The 18,633-nt window shown below is 70.7% G+C and carries 19 protein-coding genes; 4 read left to right on the top strand and 15 right to left on the bottom strand.

The features are described 5' to 3' along the window. Positions 1–16: 16 nt before the first annotated feature. On the bottom strand, positions 17–1,081 hold the full coding sequence (locus GA0070619_RS00965; protein ID WP_231927218.1) for a sensor histidine kinase: 1,065 nt from the start codon (positions 1,079–1,081) through the stop codon (positions 17–19). After that, entirely contained in the window at positions 1,078–1,743 is a 666-nt protein-coding gene (locus tag GA0070619_RS00960; RefSeq protein ID WP_088946301.1) for a response regulator transcription factor, read from the bottom strand. Before GA0070619_RS00960 ends, GA0070619_RS00965 begins: the two co-directional genes overlap by 4 nt. A gap of 238 nt (positions 1,744–1,981) precedes the next feature. Here GA0070619_RS00960 and GA0070619_RS00955 point away from each other — a divergent pair, with 238 nt between their 5' ends. The 3 genes from GA0070619_RS00955 to GA0070619_RS00945 are packed head-to-tail and all read left to right on the top strand — an operon-like array spanning position 1,982 to position 5,154. Next, positions 1,982–3,265, top strand: a complete 1,284-nt coding sequence (locus GA0070619_RS00955) for a GAF domain-containing protein (RefSeq protein ID WP_088951479.1) — start codon at positions 1,982–1,984, stop codon at positions 3,263–3,265. A gap of 39 nt (positions 3,266–3,304) precedes the next feature. Further along, positions 3,305–4,810: an aldehyde dehydrogenase gene (gene adh / locus GA0070619_RS00950; RefSeq protein ID WP_088946300.1), complete on the top strand. Its 1,506-nt coding sequence runs from the start codon at positions 3,305–3,307 to the stop codon at positions 4,808–4,810. Then, positions 4,810–5,154, top strand: a complete 345-nt coding sequence (locus tag GA0070619_RS00945; protein WP_370452959.1) for a DUF779 domain-containing protein — start codon at positions 4,810–4,812, stop codon at positions 5,152–5,154. The genes adh and GA0070619_RS00945 overlap by 1 nt, the downstream gene beginning before the upstream one ends. Positions 5,155–5,294: 140 nt before the next feature. Here GA0070619_RS00945 and GA0070619_RS00940 read toward each other — a convergent pair whose 3' ends face one another. The 8 genes from GA0070619_RS00940 to GA0070619_RS00905 form a co-directional block, all read right to left on the bottom strand. Continuing rightward, a complete protein-coding gene (locus tag GA0070619_RS00940; RefSeq protein ID WP_088951477.1) occupies positions 5,295–6,086 on the bottom strand; it encodes a G5 domain-containing protein in 792 nt (263 codons plus the stop codon). Between the two features lie 257 nt (positions 6,087–6,343). Beyond that, positions 6,344–7,153 (bottom strand): ABC transporter permease, encoded by an 810-nt coding sequence (locus GA0070619_RS00935; protein WP_231927217.1) that lies wholly within the window; start codon positions 7,151–7,153, stop codon positions 6,344–6,346. Next, positions 7,150–8,058: an ABC transporter permease gene (locus tag GA0070619_RS00930; RefSeq protein WP_088946299.1), complete on the bottom strand. Its 909-nt coding sequence runs from the start codon at positions 8,056–8,058 to the stop codon at positions 7,150–7,152. Before GA0070619_RS00930 ends, GA0070619_RS00935 begins: the two co-directional genes overlap by 4 nt. Beyond that, positions 8,055–9,209, bottom strand: a complete 1,155-nt coding sequence (locus GA0070619_RS00925; RefSeq protein ID WP_088946298.1) for an ABC transporter ATP-binding protein — start codon at positions 9,207–9,209, stop codon at positions 8,055–8,057. The genes GA0070619_RS00930 and GA0070619_RS00925 overlap by 4 nt, the downstream gene beginning before the upstream one ends. A 5-nt stretch (positions 9,210–9,214) precedes the next feature. Continuing rightward, the gene (locus tag GA0070619_RS00920) at positions 9,215–10,399 is read right to left on the bottom strand and encodes a polyamine ABC transporter substrate-binding protein (protein WP_088946297.1); all 1,185 of its coding nucleotides are present in this window, start codon (positions 10,397–10,399) and stop codon (positions 9,215–9,217) included. A 231-nt stretch (positions 10,400–10,630) separates the two neighbouring features. Continuing rightward, positions 10,631–10,825, bottom strand: coding sequence for a DUF397 domain-containing protein (locus tag GA0070619_RS00915; protein WP_088946296.1), 195 nt, complete (start codon positions 10,823–10,825; stop codon positions 10,631–10,633). Then, a complete protein-coding gene (locus GA0070619_RS00910; RefSeq protein ID WP_088951475.1) occupies positions 10,816–11,559 on the bottom strand; it encodes a Scr1 family TA system antitoxin-like transcriptional regulator in 744 nt (247 codons plus the stop codon). The genes GA0070619_RS00915 and GA0070619_RS00910 overlap by 10 nt, the downstream gene beginning before the upstream one ends. 376 nt (positions 11,560–11,935) lie before the next feature. After that, a complete protein-coding gene (locus GA0070619_RS00905; protein WP_088946295.1) occupies positions 11,936–12,307 on the bottom strand; it encodes a DUF3499 domain-containing protein in 372 nt (123 codons plus the stop codon). Positions 12,308–12,460: 153 nt separating this feature from the next. On the opposite strand from GA0070619_RS00905, the gene GA0070619_RS00900 reads away from it, so the two are divergent. Beyond that, entirely contained in the window at positions 12,461–12,910 is a 450-nt protein-coding gene (locus GA0070619_RS00900; protein WP_074316962.1) for a metallopeptidase family protein, read from the top strand. Positions 12,911–13,069: 159 nt separating this feature from the next. Here GA0070619_RS00900 and GA0070619_RS00895 read toward each other — a convergent pair whose 3' ends face one another. The 5 genes from GA0070619_RS00895 to GA0070619_RS00870 all read right to left on the bottom strand — a co-directional run bounded on the left by GA0070619_RS00895 (position 13,070) and on the right by GA0070619_RS00870 (position 18,536). Further along, positions 13,070–13,327: a WhiB family transcriptional regulator gene (locus tag GA0070619_RS00895; protein ID WP_007455784.1), complete on the bottom strand. Its 258-nt coding sequence runs from the start codon at positions 13,325–13,327 to the stop codon at positions 13,070–13,072. Between the two features lie 458 nt (positions 13,328–13,785). Next, the gene (locus tag GA0070619_RS00890) at positions 13,786–14,115 is read right to left on the bottom strand and encodes a phospholipase (protein ID WP_088951474.1); all 330 of its coding nucleotides are present in this window, start codon (positions 14,113–14,115) and stop codon (positions 13,786–13,788) included. Positions 14,116–14,135: 20 nt separating this feature from the next. After that, positions 14,136–15,533: a DUF4331 domain-containing protein gene (locus GA0070619_RS00885; RefSeq protein WP_088946294.1), complete on the bottom strand. Its 1,398-nt coding sequence runs from the start codon at positions 15,531–15,533 to the stop codon at positions 14,136–14,138. A gap of 51 nt (positions 15,534–15,584) precedes the next feature. Then, a complete protein-coding gene (locus tag GA0070619_RS00880) occupies positions 15,585–15,863 on the bottom strand; it encodes a hypothetical protein (protein ID WP_088946293.1) in 279 nt (92 codons plus the stop codon). A gap of 162 nt (positions 15,864–16,025) precedes the next feature. Next, on the bottom strand, positions 16,026–18,536 hold the full coding sequence (locus GA0070619_RS00870) for a bifunctional FO biosynthesis protein CofGH (RefSeq protein WP_088946291.1): 2,511 nt from the start codon (positions 18,534–18,536) through the stop codon (positions 16,026–16,028). Between the last annotated feature and the right edge of the window lie 97 nt (positions 18,537–18,633).

Here is an 18,633-nt window from a genome sequence, read left to right as displayed (position 1 = left end):
GGAGGTGGGTGGAGCGCTAGGTCACATTGGGTAGTTGGACGTCGACCCGCAGACCGCCGTGTTCGGCGGGCCGGGCCGCGATGATGCCGTCGTGCGCCTGGGTGATCGAGCGGGCGATGGCCAGCCCCAGGCCGGCGCCTCCGCCCTGCGAGGTGCGGTCCCGGGCGAGCCGTCGGAACGGCTCGAAGAGACCGGCCACCGCCTCGGCCGGCACCGGCTGACCGGTGTTGACCACGGTCAGCGCGGGCGCGCCGCTCACCGCGACGGTCAGCGAGCCGCCGCGCCGGTTGTACTTGATCCCGTTCTCCACCAGGTTGGTGACCAGGCGTTCCAGCAGCACCCGTTCGCCGACGACGACCCGGGGCGCGAGATGGGTGTCGATGGTGACGCCGGCCTCCCGGGCGCGGTCCTGATACCCGGCGAGCACCGCCTCGACGATCGTGTCCAGCCGCTGCGGGATCCGCGAGCGCAGGCCCTGGTCGCTCTCGCTGAGTGCGAGCAGTCCCTCGATCAGCCGCTCGTTGCGCTCGTTGGTCTCCAGCAGCTGGCTGGTCAACAGCTCCAACTGCTCACTGGTGAGCGCCTGGGCCATGCCGACCTCGATCAGCGTCCGCTGCACCGCCAGCGGCGTACGCAGCTCGTGTGAGGCGTTCGCGGCGAACCGTCGCTGCCCCTCGTATCCGGCGGAGACGCGTTCCATCATCTCGTCGATCGCGCGGGAGAGCTGGGCCAGCTCGTCCCCGCCGCGGGGCCGGATCCGGTGACCGAGGTTCTGCGGGCCGAGGTGCCCGATCGGTCCGACGAGGTCACGGACCGGGCGCAGGCACCAGGCCGCACCGAACCAGAGCGCCACCAGTGCGGTCACGGTGACGAGCAGCACGGACAGCAGGGGCAGCACGAACGCCCCCGGGCGCACGTCGGCGCAGGTCGAGATCAGACCGGGCACCGGCAGGTCGCAGAACTGCTGTCCCCAGGTCCAGGTCACCCCCGACACCCACCTGCCCATCGTCGGCAGCAGCGGCCCGGCGAGCAGTGCCAGCAGGCCCACGAGCAGCACCCGACGTCGGGGCGTCCAGGTCACGCCGTCCCACCGATGCGGTAGCCGGCCTTCGGCACGGTGTGGATGACCGCCGGGTCGCCGAGCTTCCTGCGCAACGTCATCACGGTGACCCGTACGGCGTTGGTGAACGGGTCGGCGAACTCGTCCCAGGCCTGCTCCAACAACTCCTCGGCGCTGACCACCTGCCCGTCCGCGCGCAGCAGCACGTGCAGCACCGCGAACTCCTTCGGGCTCAGCGCGAGCGGGCGGCCGTCCCGGGTGGCCACGTGTCGGCCCACGTCCAGCACCAGGCCGTCCTGGGCGAGCACCGGTGGCAGTGCCGGCGCGGACCGTCGACCGAGGGCCTGCACCCGGGCGACCAGCTCGGCGAAGGCGAACGGCTTGGTCAGGTAGTCGTCCGCGCCGAGACCGAGACCCTCCACCCGGTCCCGGATGCCGGCCGCGGCGGTGAGCAGCAGCACCCGGGTGCCGACCTGTGAGTCGGTGATGCTGCGGCAGACCTCGTCACCGGTGTGTCCCGGCATGTCCCGGTCGAGCACCGCGACGTCGTACCGGTTGACCCCGATCCGCTCCAGCGCGCCGTCACCGTCGTAGCAGACGTCGACGGCCATCGAGAGGCGGCGCAGCCCTTGGGCCACCGTGTCCGCCAACAACCGTTCGTCGTCCGCCACCAGCACCCGCACGTGTCTGCTCCCCCGAGTTCCGCTTGCCCGGCATACCGTCGCAGGCCCGGGTTAAGGGTTCTGTAAGGACCCGCGAAAGCCATCCTCCACGGCAGCGACCAGCGGACAAACCATTGCAACCCTCGCCGTGCCGGCTTCGTCCCGCGCCGCGCCGTCTGCGCCCAGGGGTCCGGCGGGCCACGATGGTTGGCGATCGAGGGTGAGCTGCGTCACGATGGGGGCCGAGGAGGTCGCCCTGATGGCTGACCCGTGGCTCGCCCTGGAGTTCGGCGTCGATCCGGCGGAACGGATCGCGCAGGTCGGTGCCGCCCACGAAGCCTTCCTCACCGCCGGCGCCGCGCCACACCGGGTGCGGGACGTGGTGCGCCGCTCCTGGGAACGCTCGGCACGACTCGACCCCGAGGCCACCCCACCTGTCGACCTGGCCGACGACGTCCTGGCCGCGTACCGGGCCGTTCACCCGTTGGCCCGGGTGCTGCCGCTGTTCCGGGACCTGCTCGGCGGCATCGCCCAGGACGGCGCGCACCTGATGGCGGTCTGCGACGCGGACGGGCGACTGCTCTGGGTCGAGGGGCATCCGGGCGTGCTCCGGCACGCCGAACGGATGAACTTCGTGCCCGGCGCCCGCTGGGACGAGACGCACGCCGGCACCAACGCGCCCGGCACCGCGCTGGCCGTCGACCACAGCGTGCAGATCTTCGCCACCGAGCACTTCAGCCGCCCGGTGCAACGCTGGACGTGCGCGGCCGCGCCGATCCACGACCCCGCCACCGGCCGGCTGCTCGGCGCGATCGACATCACCGGCGGGGACCACCTGGCCAATCCGCACAGTCTGGCCCTCGTCCGTGCCACCGCCCGGGCCGCCGAGGCGCAGCTCGCCGCCGGCCAACCGGTGGAGCCCGGCGTCACCACGGTGACCGCGCTCGGTCGCGACGAGGCGGACCTGCGGGTGGACGGCCGGCGGATCCGACTCGGTCGCCGGCACAGCGAGTTGCTGGTGCTGCTGCTGCACCACCCGGAGGGACGCACCGGCGTTCAGCTCGGCCTCGACCTGTACGGCGACGACCGGCTGCACCCGGTCACCCTGCGCGCCGAGCTGTCCCGGTTGCGCCGGGTGCTCGGCCCCGAGCTGCTCGACTCCCGCCCCTACCGGCTGCGCGGCACCGTCCGCGCCGACTTCACCACCCTCGCCCACCGGCTGGACCAGGGCGATGCGGCGGGCGCGCTCGACGCGTATTCCGGGCCGTTGCTGCCCGGCTCGGACGCGCCGGGAGTGACGCGACTGCGCCGGCTGATCGACGGTCACCTCCGCGCGGCCGTGCTGGCCACCGCGGACCCGGCGCTGCTCGCGGCCTGGACCGCGACGCCCGCCGGCGCCGACGACCTGGTCGTGTGGCAGGCCCTGGCGCGGGCGTTGCCGCTGGGCGCGCCGCGTCGGCCCCTCGCCCTCGCGCGCATCGACCAGCTCGCCAGGGAGTACGCGTTGGAGCGCGCAACGTTCCTGCAACGTCCGCGAAACTAGCCTTCCCGCCGTCATCCCCCATCGACGGCGGAGGTCACCATGACGCGCTACGACGCGCCCACCCACTGGCAGTCCCGTTACGACCACTACATCGGCGGCGAGTACGTCAAGCCGCACGGCGGCACCTACTTCGAGAACCCCACCCCGGTCACCGGGCAGACCTTCACCGAGGTCGCCCGCGGCACCGCCCCCGACGTGGAGAGGGCCCTGGACGCCGCGCACGGCGCCGCCGACGCGTGGGGGCGCACCTCGGTGGGCGAACGGGCGTTGATCCTCAACCGGATCGCCGACCGCATGCAGGAGAACCTGGAGTCGCTGGCCATCGCCGAGAGCTGGGAGAACGGCAAACCGGTCCGGGAGACCCTCGCCGCCGACATCCCGCTCGCCATCGACCACTTCCGCTACTTCGCCGGGGCGATCCGGGCCCAGGAGGGCTCGCTCGGCGAGATCGACGACGACACCGTGGCGTACCACTTCCACGAGCCGCTCGGCGTGGTCGGGCAGATCATCCCGTGGAACTTCCCGATCCTGATGGCGACCTGGAAGCTGGCGCCCGCGCTGGCCGCCGGCAACGCCGTGGTGCTCAAGCCGGCCGAGCAGACCCCGGCGTCCATCCACTACTGGCTGTCGCTGGTGGCGGACCTGCTGCCGCCGGGCGTGCTCAACATCGTCAACGGTTTCGGCGTGGAGGCCGGTAAGCCGCTGGCCTCCTCGGCCAGGGTCGCGAAGGTGGCCTTCACCGGTGAGACCACCACCGGGCGGCTGATCATGCAGTACGCCAGTGAGAACATCAAACCGGTCACCCTGGAGTTGGGCGGCAAGAGCCCGAACATCTTCTTCGACGACGTCAGCGCCGCATCCGACGACTTCCTGGACAAGGCCCTGGAAGGCTTCACCATGTTCGCGCTCAACCAGGGTGAGGTCTGCACCTGCCCGTCCCGGGCGCTGATCCAGCAGGGCCACTACAGCGACTTCCTCGCGGCGGCGGTTTCTCGCACCGAGCAGATCGTGCAGGGGCACCCCCTGGACACCGACACGATGATCGGGGCGCAGGCCTCCAACGACCAGCTCGAAAAGATCCTGTCCTACCTGGACATCGGCCGGCAGGAGGGTGCCCGCGTCTTGACCGGCGGCTCCCGCGCAGACCTGGGCGGCGACCTGTCGGGCGGGTACTACGTTCAACCGACCATCTTCGAGGGCGACAACTCGATGCGGATCTTCCAGGAGGAGATCTTCGGCCCGGTGGTCTCGGTGACCTCCTTCGCCGACCTCGACGACGCCGTGAAGATCGCCAACGACACCCTGTACGGGTTGGGTGCCGGCGTATGGACTCGGGACATGAACACGGCGTACCGGGCCGGGCGGGCCATCCAGGCCGGCCGGGTGTGGACGAACTGCTACCACGCGTACCCGGCGCATGCCGCGTTCGGCGGGTACAAGCAGTCCGGCATCGGCCGGGAGAACCACAAGATGATGCTGGAGCACTACCAGCAGACGAAGAACCTGCTGGTCAGTTACTCCACCAAGAAGCTCGGCTTCTTCTGATGCCGGTCGTCTCCGTCACCCCCGCCGCGGCCGAGCTGATCCGGTCGCTGCGGGGGCGACACGGCCCACTGATGTTCCACCAGTCCGGCGGCTGCTGCGACGGCAGCGCCCCGATGTGTTACCCGGCGGGCGAGTTCCGTACCGGCTCGTCCGACGTCCTGCTCGCCTCGCTGACCGTCGACGGGGTGCCGGAACCGGTCGAGTTCTGGATGTCGAAATCCCAGTGGGAGCTGTGGAAACACACGACGCTGACCGTCGACGTGGTCCCGGGCAGAGGCAGCGGCTTCTCCCTGGAAGCACCGGACGGAGTCCGCTTCCTCATCCGCTCCCGCCTGGCCGCCTGACGGGCGGGCCGGGCTCGGGGGCGCTCGCACCGGAAAGCGTTATACCTGTGGGGCATAAATATGACTCACAGGTATAACGCTCCACACCCCGTCTCTGTCGCGCGAGATGACAGTGCGTGATCGCAGGCCATGCCGCGGGATCAGTCGCAGGCTGTGCCGTCGCCGTCTCGGTCCAGGTCGTAGATGTCGCTGCCGGTCACTCTGATGGGCCCGCGGACGAACGCGGGGCCGTTACCGCTGCCGCCCGCGCAGTCGACGTCGCTGGCGATCGGGACGCAGCCGCTGTAGTTCGGGTCGCACTTCGACTGCGCCTTCTTGGTGCCGACGGCTACGACCTGCGTGACCGGCTGCTTCGTCACTGTGGACTTGACCAGCTTCCTGGCCGTGCGCACCCCGTCCGTGGTGGTCACCTCGTACGTCAGGGTCCGTACGCCGTTCACGCCCTTGGTCCGGACGACGCGCTTGCCCTCGGCGAGGGTCGCGTCCTTGACGGTCCGCTCGGTGTAGCGCACGGCGGCTCGCTCCGTCTCGGTCGTCACCCGGACGACCGGCGTGGACGCGGCGCGAGACGGGGACACGGCGTCGGCCGGGGTCGGCGAGGCCGGCACCGCGTCGCTGGGGTCCAGCGTGGCGGATGGGGCGGCGAGCGGCGACGCGGCCTGGGTGTCAGCACCCTCGGTCGGCTCGGCGGGCGCCGCCACGATGGGCTGCTGCGCCTCGGCGGCCGTGCCGGTCCTGGTCGGCTCCGGATCGCCGGCCAGCGCGCTGATGATGGCGGTGCCGGTGCAGCAGAGCAGCAGGACCGACAGGGTCACCGAGCCGAGGATCACGGCGGCCCGGCGGGCGGGGCTGGCCCGGCGGAACCAGTTCGGTCGGGGCGCCGGACCGGACGACGGCGCGTACGGCGGGCCAGGATTCGGCGGTGGTTGCATCGTCACGGCGATGAGTGTCGTCGCAAACACTGCGCGCAATATCATCCGTCGCGTTGGTCACCTGCGCCGTTCGCCGCGCACCGGTGATCCATGGGCGCTTCCTCGGGCGACGAGACGACACCTGGGACAACCCTCCAGGTCGGCCGGCCGGGGCCGATCGTGCGGCTGCATTCGCCAACAAACGTCGCAAATCCCCACCCACCGTGCCGTCGCACGGTCGGTCACCGGCGGGCGGCAGTGGATGTGTCGAAATGCCGTCAGCGGGCGGGCTCGGAGGTGCGACGGGCCCGTCGACCGCGCAGCGAGCTGAGCCCGACCAGCAGCAGCGCGACCGCGAACATCGCGGTACCGATGACGTTGACCTGTGGTGGGATGCCCCGCTGGGCGGCGCCCCACACGTACATCGGGAACGTGACAGTGGTGCCGGCGTTGAAGTTCGTGACGATGAAGTCGTCGAAACTCAGCGAGAAGGCCAGCAGGGCAGCGGCCACAATGCCGGGCAGCACCAGCGGCAGGGTGATCCGCCGGAAGGTCTGCCACTCGCTGGCGTAGAGGTCCATGGCAGCCTCCTCCAACCGCCGGTCCATCCCGGCCAGCCGTGCCTTCACGGTGACCACCACGAACGACACACAGAACATGACGTGCGAGACCACGACGGTCCAGAAGCCCTGCGGCACCCCGGCGGACACGAAGAGGGCGAGCAGCGACGTGCCCATCACCAACTCCGGGGTGGCCATCGACACGAAGACCAGCACGTTGATCGCGGACCGGCCCCGGAAGCGGTGCCGCACCAGCGCGAACGCCATCAGGGTGCCGAGCACCGTCGCGACCACGGTGGCGAGGAAACCGATCTGCACGCTGCGGACCACCGCCTCGCACATGTCCGAGGTGGCGCACGGCCGACGCCAGTTGTCCACTGTGAACTCGTTGAAGTCGTACGACAGCCGGCTCGACGGGCGGTTGAACGACAGGGCGGCCACCACCAGGATCGGCAGCGCCAGGTAGCCGAGGACCAGCAGTGCCACGATCATCACCCAGCGGTCGGCCAGCCATCGCCAGAGTCTCACCGCACCGCCTCGGTGCCGGCCCTGCGCAGCCAACCGAAGACCATCGCGAGGATCGCCGCCATCAGCAGGACCGACAGCGCGGCACCCTGCGGGTAGTCCAGCCGGACCAGGAACGCCGAGTCGACGACGTTGCCGACCATGTACTCGTTCGGTGTGCCGAGCAGCTCCGCGTTGATGTAGTCCCCGCTGGCCGGGATGAAGAACAGCAGCGCGCCGGCGACCAGGCCGGGCATGGACAGCGGCAGGGTGACCCGGCGGAACGCCTGCACGGGGCTCGCGTACAGGTCGCCGGCCGCCTCCAGCAGCCGACGGTCCAACCGCTCCAGGCTCGCGTACAGCGGCAGCACCAGAAACGGCAGGAAGGTGTACGTCAGGCCGAGCACCACCGCGAACGGGGTGGCCAGCAGCCGACCGTCCGGGGCGAGCAGGTGCACGTCGCGCAGCAGGCCGACGAGCACCCCGTTGTCCGACAGGATCGTCTTCCACGCCAGCGTGCGGACCAGGAAGCTGGTGAACATCGGCGCGACCACGCACACCAGCAGCAGGTTCTTCCAACGACCGGCCTTCTGCGCGATCGCGTACGCCAGCGGGTAGCCCAGCAGCAACGCCAGCAGCAACGCCAACGCGGCGTAGCCGAACGAGCGCAGGAACTGCGGCCAGTACGCCTGCAACACGTCCGGGTAGTTGCCGACTGCCCAGGTCATCGCGTACCCGGTGGAGAGCGAGCCGCCGGGGTCGTAGAGGCTGGCTGCGGCGAGCTGCCCCAGCGGCACACCAAAGAAGATCAACAGCCAGGCCACACCGGGCAACACCAGCAGGTACGGCAGGAGCCGGCGCCGCCCGGACCGGGCTGCCGGTGGCGCGGGCGGCGGCTGCCCCGGTCCGGTGGGAGCCAGCAGGGTCACGACGACGCGCCCACCGGCTGGTCCGGCACCACCGGGACCGGCCGTTCGGTGTCGGCGGCGTCCCGGGGCAGCAGGAACGCGTGCCGTGGATCCCAGCACGCAACGGCCGCACTGCCGACCGCGATCCGCGTCGACGTCCCCGTGTTGGCCGCGAACACCGACAGCTCGGTGCCCGAGCCGGTGCGCAGCAGGTACTGCGTGCTGACCCCCAGATAGGAGGCGTCGGTGACCACACCGGTGACGTGCTGATGGCCCACGGGCACCTGGTCGGCGGAGCCGACCAGAAGCAGCTTCTCCGGGCGTACCCCCAGGTGGACCGGGCCGTGGTCGGCCCGGGACCGGCCGGCGGGCACCGAGAAGCGCGCGCCGTGCGCCGTCACCACGACGTCGCCGCCGCTGACACCGCCGGCCTCGCCGGCCAGCAGGTTGGACCGGCCCAGGAAGTTCGCGACGAACGCGGTGGCGGGAAACTCGTAGATGTCGGCGGGTGCGCCGAGTTGCTCGATCCGGCCGGCGTTCATCACCGCGACCGTGTCCGCCATGGTCATGGCCTCCTCCTGGTCGTGCGTGACGTGCACGAAGGTGATGCCGACCTCGGTCTGGATGCGCTTCAGCTCGATCTGCATCTGTCGGCGCAGCGTCAGGTCGAGGGCACCCAACGGCTCGTCGAGCAGCAGCACCTGCGGCCGGTTGACCAGCGCACGGATCAGCGCGACCCGTTGCTGCTGACCGCCGGAGAGCTGGGCCGGGCGGCGGCTGCCGTAGCCGTCGAGCCGCACCAGCGACAGCATCCGGTTGACCTCGGCGTCGACCGGGCGGATGCCGCGTCGACGCAGCCCGAACGCCACGTTCTCGAAGACGGTGAGGTGCGGAAAGAGCGCGTAGCTCTGGAAGACGGTGTTGACCGGTCGCTGGTGCGGACGCAGCCGGCCGATGTCCCGGTCACCGAGCAGCACCTGACCGCTGGTCGGCTCGTCCAGACCGGCGATCATCCGCAGGGTGGTGGTCTTGCCGCAGCCGGACGCGCCGAGCAACGCGAAGAACGAGCCCTGGGCGATCGTCAGGCTGAGGTCGTCGACCGCGGTGAGGGTGCCGAACCGTCTAGTCAGGTTGGCCAGGCGCAGATCGCCGGCGGGTGTTTCACGCGCCATCCTCGTCACGCCCCGATGACCTGCTGGAACTTGCCCTCGTACTCCTTCTCCTGCTTCTCGTCCAGGGCCATGAACAGCGTGGACTTCGACAGCAGGGCCTCGTCGGGGAAGATCAGCGGGTTGGCCGCCAACTCGGGGTCGATCTTCTCCATCTCGGCCTGTGCGCCCTTGACCGGGCAGATGTAGTTGACGTACGCAGCGAGCCTCGCGGCGACCGCCGGCTCGTAGTAGTAGTTGATGAGCTGCTCGGCGTTCGCCTTGTGGGTGGCCTTGTTGGGCACCATCATGTTGTCGCTGTAGAGCATCACCCCGGAGTCGGGCGCGACGAACCTGACCTTCTCGTCCGCGCCGGAGAGCTGGACGACATCGCCGGACCAGCCGATGCAGGCGGCGATGTCGCCCTTGGCCAGGTCGGGTGCGTAGTCGTTGCCGGTGAACCTGCGGATCTGCCCTGAGTCGACAGCCTTCTTGAGCGTGGTGAGCGCGTCGTCGAACTGTGCGCTCGTGAAGTTGGCCGGGTCGTGCCCCGCCGCACCGAGCAGCAGGCCCATCGTGTCGCGCATCTCGCTGAGCGCGGTCACCCGGCCCTTGAGGTCGGGGCGGGTGAGCAGCTCGTCGACGGTCCGCAGCTCTTTGGTGACGTTGCCGTTGTACGCCAACCCGGCGAGGCCGGACTGCCACGGGATGGAGAGCCGGTTCTCGGTGTCGAAGGACCGGTCGAGCAGCGACGACAGCAGGTTGGCCCGCACGTTCGGGATCTTCGCCGGGTCGAGCTTCTGGATCCAGCCGAGCCGGCTCATCCGGGCCGCCATCCAGTCGCTCAGCACGATGATGTCCCGGTCGGTGCTCTGGCAGGCGGCGAGCTGGTGCTGCACCTTGCCGAAGAACTCGTTGTTGTCGTTGATGTCCTCGGTGTAGGTGACCGCGATGCCGGTCTTCCGGACGAACTCGTCAAGGCTGGGCCGCTTGGACTCGTCCTTCTCATCCACGTCCAGGTACTGCGGCCAGTTGGAGAAGACGAGCTTGCGCTCGGTGCCGGACAGGTCCTCGCTGACGCAGCCGGCCTCGGTCTGCTGGGCGCCCTTGGTGCCGCAGCCGGCAAGGCCGCTGCCCAGGGCCAGCAGGGCAGCCGAACCGAGAGTGCCGCTGAGTAGTCCACGCCGGGATAGGGGCCGGAGGGGAGTACGCATCACTTTTCCTCAGGGGTCGGTGCCGTGGACGACTGACACGATGACAAACAGGCGGCACCGGAAGAGCATCGGGGCCAATGCGTCACTGCCCGTGCAGGCGTCGGCCACGCTCAGCTTGATCCACTCGCGTTCCAGGAAGTCGGGGTGTCTCTGCGCCGGGACACCGCGCTTTCCAAGAACCCGAGTGGATCAGCGGCTGGGGTCAGCGGCCAGGGATCAGCGGCCAGGGGATCAGCGGTCGGACCGACGGACAACGTCGACGAAGGACGACCAGGCGGCCGGCGCGAAGGCCAGGGTGCCGCCGTCGCGGTCCTTGCTGTCGCGCACCAGCACCCGACCGGGCAGGTTGTCGGCCACCTCGACGCAGTCGCCGCCGTTGTTGCTGCTGCGGGTCGCCGTGCGCCAGCGGGCGTCGGTCATGTCCATGTCGTGGCCACTTCCCTGATCAGCTCGATCGACCTGCGTTGGGGTAACGCCTCACCGGTGACGCTCTCCCACCTCCGACCCAGGCTAGCGACGTCGACGGGATCGGTCACGACCTGACCACGGAGCTGGTTGTCGAGATACGCCAATTCCGTCCCGTCGGGCAGGCGGCCCAGCACGAAGGGACCCGCCAGACCGGTGTGCCACGGACTCTCGGCCGGGATGACCCGGACCTGCACGTGCTCCCACTCGGCAACCGCCGCCAGGTGGGTCAACTGCCCGGACATCACGGCGCGGTCACCGACCAGCCGGCGCAGCACCACCTCGTCGATCACCGTCACGAGCTGCGGCGGGGCATCGCGGCCGAGGACCGCCTGCCGTTCGAGGCGGCTCGCCACGATCAGATCCACCTCGGACGGTGGGAGCAGGCCACCGGTGCCCAGCACCGCGCGAGCGTACCCCTCGGTCTGGAGCAGGCCCGGCACGAGCAGCGGCTGGTAGGAGCGGATCGAGGTGGCATCCTGTTCAAGCTCGGCCCACGGTCGGAACCACGGCAGGTCACGGCGGCGGAACGGCTCCGGCCAGAGGTCGGCCGCGTCCCGACGCAGCACCTGGGCCACCGCGACCCGGGTACGCGAGTGCGGAATGCGCCCCGCGGCAAGCCACCGCGCGGCCGTCTTGGGGTCGACGCGAACCTTCTCCGCCAGCGATTCGACAGTCTCCCCCGCCTCGGCCATCGCCACCCGCAACGCCTCGTTCGCCACCGGACCCTCCTGCCCGCCAGGCGTACACGGTGACTTGGCTCGGTGCACGCTGCGGCGCATGCTAACCACGCTGAGTGCCGATGTCTGCGGCCTACCGGCGTGTGGCGGTCGGACGTGTTGGAACGCTTCCCCGGCGCCCCCCGAACGCCCCCAAGGCGTCCCACAAGGTCCCAACCCGCCCCGCGCCACGCGCCCCCAACCCACCCCACCCCGCCCCGCCCCGCCACACTGGTTGATCAAGAGGTTTCGGTCACCAAACGGCGCGTTTTTGACGCAAACCTCTTGATCAACCCCGCAGGGCGGGGCCCGGAGGGCGGGGCCCGGCCGGAGGGCGGGCGGAGCCCGGCAGTTAGTGGTTGGGGGGGATTACGCGGAGGTGGCCTCGCCGGCCGGTCTGGTTCGGGTTCTCGTGGTGCTGACCCGGGTCCGGGGGGCGAGGGGCGGGGGCCGGGCGGGCGGCTTCGCGGACCGCCTCGGCCAGCGCCACCAGATCGTCCGTGGTGGGCGGCGGCGGCTCGAACTCACCCTCGTGCCGGACCACGTCCCAGCCGCGGGGTGCGGTCAGGCTGCGGGCGTGCGGCTCACACAGGTCGTACGTGTGCGGCTCGGCGAACGCCGCCAGCGGCCCTACCACCGCTGTCGACTCGTTGTAGACATAGGTCAATGTGGCGACCGCTTGCCGGGGGCAGCCGTTACGGGAGCAGCGCCGTGGTGACCTCACAGGCGGCAGGGTATCTCCATTACCGGGTCCGGCGCATCGCTTCGCGTTGCGACACGCCCGTCGTGGTGATCACACTTGCCCGTCCTGGGCGCGCCGCGCCAGGCGAGCGGCGCTGCCGCTGGCGAGCCCGGCGCGGGCGCTACCCTTTGCCTCATGACGAGCCCGGAACACCGCCGCCCCGGCTCCGGCCGGCGTGCGCACCGTGACCGGCACGGGCGCGGCCTGCGCGGGCGGCTGGTGCCGGCCACCGTGCCGCTGGCGCGGACCAAGGCCGAGGTCTTCGACGACCTGGTCCTGGACACCGTGGAGACGCTGGAGCGTCGGTTCGCCAAGGAGCTGGCCGGGGTCGAGTTCGCCGTCGAGGACGTCCCGCCTGACCTGAACGTGTACGACTCCGATGTGCTGGAGGACGGCGAGGTCCCGCTGGCCCGGCTGCTGCCCGGCCGCCCGGGCCGGCAGGAGGTGCCACCGCGGATCGTGCTGTACCGGCGACCCCTGGAGTTCCGGGCGATGGACCGTGAGGACCTCGCCGATCTCGTGCATGACGTGATCATCGAGCAGGTGGCGAACCTTCTCGGGGTCGACCCCGACGAGCTGGCCTGAGCGGTCCCCCCGCGAGTCAGGCCGAGGGCTCCCCGCGAGCGCAAAGCCGAACGCGCCCCGCGAGTCGGGCCGAGCGCGCCCCCGCGCGCCGGACCGTGACCCGATCAGGCAACCTGCCGGGCGAGTCGGGCGGCCCCCACCGCCCCGACCTCGCACCGCTCAGGCGGCCCGCCGCTTCAACTTGCGCCGCTCCCGCTCGGAGAGCCCACCCCAGATGCCGAACCGCTCGTCGTGACCCAGAGCGTATTCAAGGCATTCCGTCTTGACCTCGCAGCGCGAACAGATCCTCTTCGCCTCGCGGGTCGAGCCGCCCTTCTCGGGAAAGAACGCCTCGGGGTCGGTCTGCGAGCACAGCGCTCGCTCCTGCCACTCCGGCGCGTTTCCGAGCAGGTCGGCCACCTCAAGCTGGCCGTCCATCAAATGCCTCCTTGTCGCGCACCGGCGTCATCGCCGCTGCAACCCCCCACGCGAAAGGCGTGCTTGTCCGTCCGGTCCCGTTTTGTTGCGTTCCGTGCGAACAACCCCATTCAAATTACACGCGTGTAATGCGTGCGCCGTCAAGCCAAACTTGATAATGGAGTCGCCCTCCCGACACCCCCGGACGACCACTCGGACCGTCCAGCCTCGCAACCTGCCCTATCGATTCAGACCCCGGCCGAGTAACGCCCTCTCCGGCGAGTTGCCCGACTTTTCTGCCGTGGCGCTTCCCTGACGAGCCACCGCCAGGACGGCGCCAGCCGCCATCACCGCAAAGCTGATCTTGGTGGGGGACAGGTTAACGCGACACGGCGCAGACTGCCCGTCGAGCTGCGGGCAGCACATGCGCCCCGTCCACAATGTGGACGGGGCGCTGTGGAAAAACCGGTGCGGCGAGGTCAGCTGGCGACCCCGAAACCGCTGCTGGGCCACACGAACTCGGTTATCCCTCCACCATGGACAGAAACCGTGCCGGCGGACGTCTTGTCGTCCCACCAGACGGTATAAATTCCGGACGGCAGATCGGGATAGACCGCTGTGTGGAACGAGCCGTCCCGCACCCGGCGCTCACGCACCGCCGAGTGGACCCGCCGCTCGCCCTCGCGGCTGATCTCGATCTCCCGACCGTGCAGATCCGGGCTCGTGTAGACGATCAGGGCACCGGTGTCGCCGCCCAGATCGAGGACGACGCTCCCGGTCTCCGACGGCCCGTACGCGTGCTCGTGCATGCTCCGCTCCCTCACGCCGGTCAGGACGCCGCCGGCGACGGGTTGTTGAACCCGTCGTACGGCGTACCGAGGTAGGGGAAGTTTCCGAGGAACGGCGCTGTCACGTCGGCGGCGCTCAGCCCCGGGGTGACAGCGGCGGCCGCCGCGTCCGGGCGGAACGTCCTGTCCACCAGCGGGACGGTCACCCCGGCGATCGCCCGCAACGCGATGCTCACCACGTCGTCGCCGACACGCCGACCGTTCGGGAAGCCGGCCAGGTCGCCACCGAGCACCCCGAACCGGTCCGGCTGCCGGGTCGGCGGGATCGCGGTGTTCAGCCGCAGCATGTCGGCCTGCACGTCGCCGGTGGTGTTGGTGAAGCCGTCGATCAACCCGGCTGGTATGCCGGTGAGCAGGATCGCCACCAGGTCGGCGCGCGCCTTCCTGGCCTTGGTGAGCTTGTCCAGGTTGGGGAAGACGTCCGGGTAGAGCGCCGGCAGCAATGCCGCCAGCTCCGGCTGCTCGACGAACTGCGCGAACCGCTTGTCCTCCGACGGCGGCAGCGAGTTCCACAGGTCCTTCTTGGACATCGGCACGATGACCTCGTTGAACAGTGGATTGCCCAACCGGGAGACCTGGGTGAACGGGCCGGTGGCGGTGTCCGCAGCGCCCCGGTCGCCGAGCACCCGCACCTGCCGGCGCGACGCCGACGTCCACACCCCGATCACCGAGGCCCGGTCACCCGCGCCGTAACGGTTGGCACTCCGGCGGACCCGGTCCAACGGCACCTGCACGGCGATGCTGTGCACGTTCATCCGGTCGGTGGCGTTGACCGGCTCCCCCTCGGCCTTGAAGATCTTCTTGCCGGCGACGTGCAGCTGCTGGAACGGCCGCAACGTGCCGAGGTCGAAGATCGCCCCCAGGTCGACGAAGAAGCCGTCCGCACGCTGCCCGGCGAAGACCCGCTCCCCGGTGGAGAGCGAGTAGGTGGCTTGCCGCACCAGCTCGGAGTACTTCGGGGTGGACAGCGGGCCGACATTGCACGGCGGGCAGGGCAGCTTGTGGGCCAGCCGGTGCTCCCGGCCGTCGGCCACCCGGGTCAGGCTGTAGAACTGCCGCCGGTTCCAGTTCCTGCTGTCCAGCGAATCGATCGGGCCGGTGTTGTAGAGAAAACTGTTCGGATTGGTGATCTCGGTGGTGAATTCGAACCGGTAGGTGACATCCGGACGGCCGTCGCCGTCGTTGTCGATATGGATCTCATAGCGCACGTCGTCGCCGAACTCGAAGAAGTTCGGGCCCCCGGAGGGGAGCTGCAACGGTACGTAGTTGGCGATCAACGTGACCGTGTCGCGCTTGTCGGGGCTGACGAACGCGTACAGGTCGGAGCTGTCGGCGACCGGATCCTTGGCTATCTCCGGGGCCTCGCGGTGGGAAGACATGGCGGACCAACCTCACTGGGCGGGGACAGGGTGGCAGGGCGGGGTGCCGGGTCAGCGCCGGGCGGCGCGCCGCAGCCGGTCCGCCAGGCTACGGTCGCGTACCTCGACCCGGGCCTCGCCGACGAAGATGTCCATCGTTCCGGAATCGGCGTCTCGCAGGTGCACGACGATCGGCTCGTCGGCTCGCCCGGCCGCGCCGGGAGCGTTCTGCGCGGCCGACAGGCCCGGCACGGTGAGCGCGGCGGCGCCGAGGGTGGCGCTGGCCGCGGCGGTCAACGTCTGCCGGCGGGTCAGTCGCGGCCACTGCCGCTTCCGCTGATCACTGGTCATGGGCAGCCTTTCCGGCGGCGGCGCGTACGCGCCCGCGGAGACGGACGGGTCCGGTGCCGTCTACCGACGCCGCCGGGCCCCGTGGGGGACACCGGCGGCGGTCCTCGCCGCGACCGCCGCCGGCACCGCGTGGTACGGCCGGCGGCGGGGAAAGGTTCGACGTCAGGGCCGGGCGTGACCGTACGCGGTCGAGCGCTTGCGCGCCGGCCGCCCGGCCGCCGTCGCGATGGCCCGCAACTGCTCCTCGGTACGCGCCGACCCGTTGCCGGAACCGGCCATCCGGGAGATGGTCTCCTCCATCAGCGTGCCGCCCAGGTCGTTGCAGCCACCCTGGAGCATCGCCACAGTGCCCTCGTCGCCCAGCTTCACCCAGGAGCACTGGATGTTGTCGATCCGGCCGTGCAGCAGCAACCGGGACATCGCGTGGACCACCCGGTTCTCCCGCCAGGTCGGCCCGGGCCGGGCGATCCCCGCCAGGTAGATCGGGGCGTTGGTGTGCACGAACGGCAGCGCCACGAACTCGGTGAAGCCACCGGTGCGGTCCTGCACCCCGGCCAGCACCCGGAAGTGCGCCAGCCACTGCCCGGGGTGGTCGACGTGGCCGTACATCATTGTGGAGCTGGACCGGATGCCCAGCTCATGGGCGGTGCTGACCACGTCGACCCAGGCGGCGGCCGGGAGTTTGCCCTTGGTCAACACCCAGCGCACGTCGTCGTCGAGGATCTCCGCGGCGGTGCCCGGGATGGTGTCCAGCCCGGCCTCGCGCAGCTGGGTCAGCCAGTCGCGGACCGGCACGCCGGCCTTCGCGGCGGCGGTGACGATCTCCATGGGCGAGAACGCGTGCACGTGCATCTCCGGCACCCGCGCCTTGATCGCGCGAACGATGTCGGCGTACCCGGTGACCGGCATCTTCGGGTCGATGCCGCCCTGGAGGCAGACCTCGCTGGCACCGAGGGTCCACGCCTCCTCGGCCCGGTCGGCGACCTGGTCGACGGAGAGCCGGTACGCGTCGGCGTCGCGTTCACGCTGCGCGAAGGCACAGAAGCGGCAGCCCACGTAGCAGACGTTGCTGAAGTTGATGTTGCGGTTGACCACGTAGGTGACGTCGTCGCCGACCGCGTCCCGGCGCACGTCGTCGGCGAGCCGGCACAACTCGTCAAGTGCCGGACCGTCCGCGCCGAACAGCGCCACAGCGGCGTCGGTGTGCGCGGGCTCCAGCAGCGCGGCGGGGTCGTCGGCGGCCAGCCGCAGCCCGGCCCGCAGATCGTGGTCGCCAGCGGCGGCGGCCGGGCCGGCGGTCACCTTGGTGGCGACCTCCGCCCAGTCACCGTAGACGCTGTCGAAGTCGCCCCGCCGGTCGTCGGTCCGACCGGTGGTGTCGATGGTGGTGTGCAGGTCGGTCCGCCCGCCGAACACCTCCTCCGGCTCCTGCCAGGGGTGGCCCTGCGGCATGGCCGACTCCACCGCCATGCCGGACGTCGGATCGGCCAGCGCGTTCACGTGCGGCAGCAGCCGAGGGTCGAGCCACGGGTCGCCGGCGCGCACGTACTCCGGGTAGATGGTCAGCCGCTCCCGCAGCGTGAACCCGGCCAGCTCGGTGTGCCGGGCCAGCTCCTCGATCTGCGGCCACGGGCGTTCCGGGTTGACGTGGTCCGGGGTGAGCGGGGAGACGCCACCCCAGTCGTCGATGCCGGCGCGCAGCAGCAGGTCGTACTCGCCGGCGATGAGGTTCGGCGGGGCCTGGATCCGGGCCTTCGGGCCGAGCAGCAGCCGGGCCACCGCCACCGTGGCCGCCAGGTCGTGCAGCTCCGCGTCCGGCATGCCGCGCATCGCCGTGTCCGGCTTGGCGCGGAAGTTCTGCACGATCACCTCCTGGAGGTGGCCGTACTCCCGGTGGGCGCGGCGGATCGCGAAGATCGCGTCGACCCGCTCCGCGGGGGTCTCCCCGATGCCGATCAGGATGCCCGTGGTGAACGGCACGCCAACCCGGCCGGCGTCGTCGAGCACCCGCAGCCGGACCGCGGGCTCCTTGTCCGGCGAGCCGAAGTGCGGGCCGCCCGGCTCGGACCAGAGCCTGGTCGCGGTCGTCTCCAACATCATGCCCATGCTCGGCGCGACCGGCTTGAGCCGTTGCAGCTCCGACCAGGACAGCACCCCGGGGTTGAGGTGCGGCAGCAGGCCGGTCTCCTCCAGCACGGCGACCGCGCAGGCACGCAGGTAGTCCAGTGTGGAGTCGTAACCGCGCTCGTCCAACCAGCTGCGGGCCGCCGGCCAGCGCTCCTCCGGCCGGTCACCCAGGGTGAACAGGGCCTCCTTGCAGCCCTGCGCGGCACCCGCCCGTGCGATCGCGAGGACCTCGTCGCGGTCCAGGAACGGCGCCGGCAGCCGGTGCGGCACCGTCGCGAACGTGCAGTAGTGGCAGCGGTCCCGGCAGAGCCGGGTCAGCGGGATGAAGACCTTCTTGGAGTACGTGACCACGCCCGGCCGCCCGGCCTCACGCAGACCGGCGTCCCGGATCCCCCCGGCGACCCGGAGCAGCTCGTCGAGCGCGTCACCACGAGCGGACAGCAGCGCGGTCGCCTCGTCGACATCCAGCGCACGCCCGGTCGCGGCCCGGCCCAGGGCCCGCCGCACGCTCGCGTCGCTCGGACCGGAGTGGGTGCGATCAACCATCCGCTCAGCCTATGCGCAGCGCGAGCCCGGCCCACCAGTCCCGGCCCGCACCGTGGGAAACGGCACGCGTTCGCCCTCTTGATCACTTGATGCTCAG

The organism is Micromonospora zamorensis (genome assembly GCF_900090275.1).
Lineage (GTDB): Bacteria > Actinomycetota > Actinomycetes > Mycobacteriales > Micromonosporaceae > Micromonospora > Micromonospora zamorensis.
This window is presented reverse-complemented; position numbering and strand designations above follow the sequence as displayed.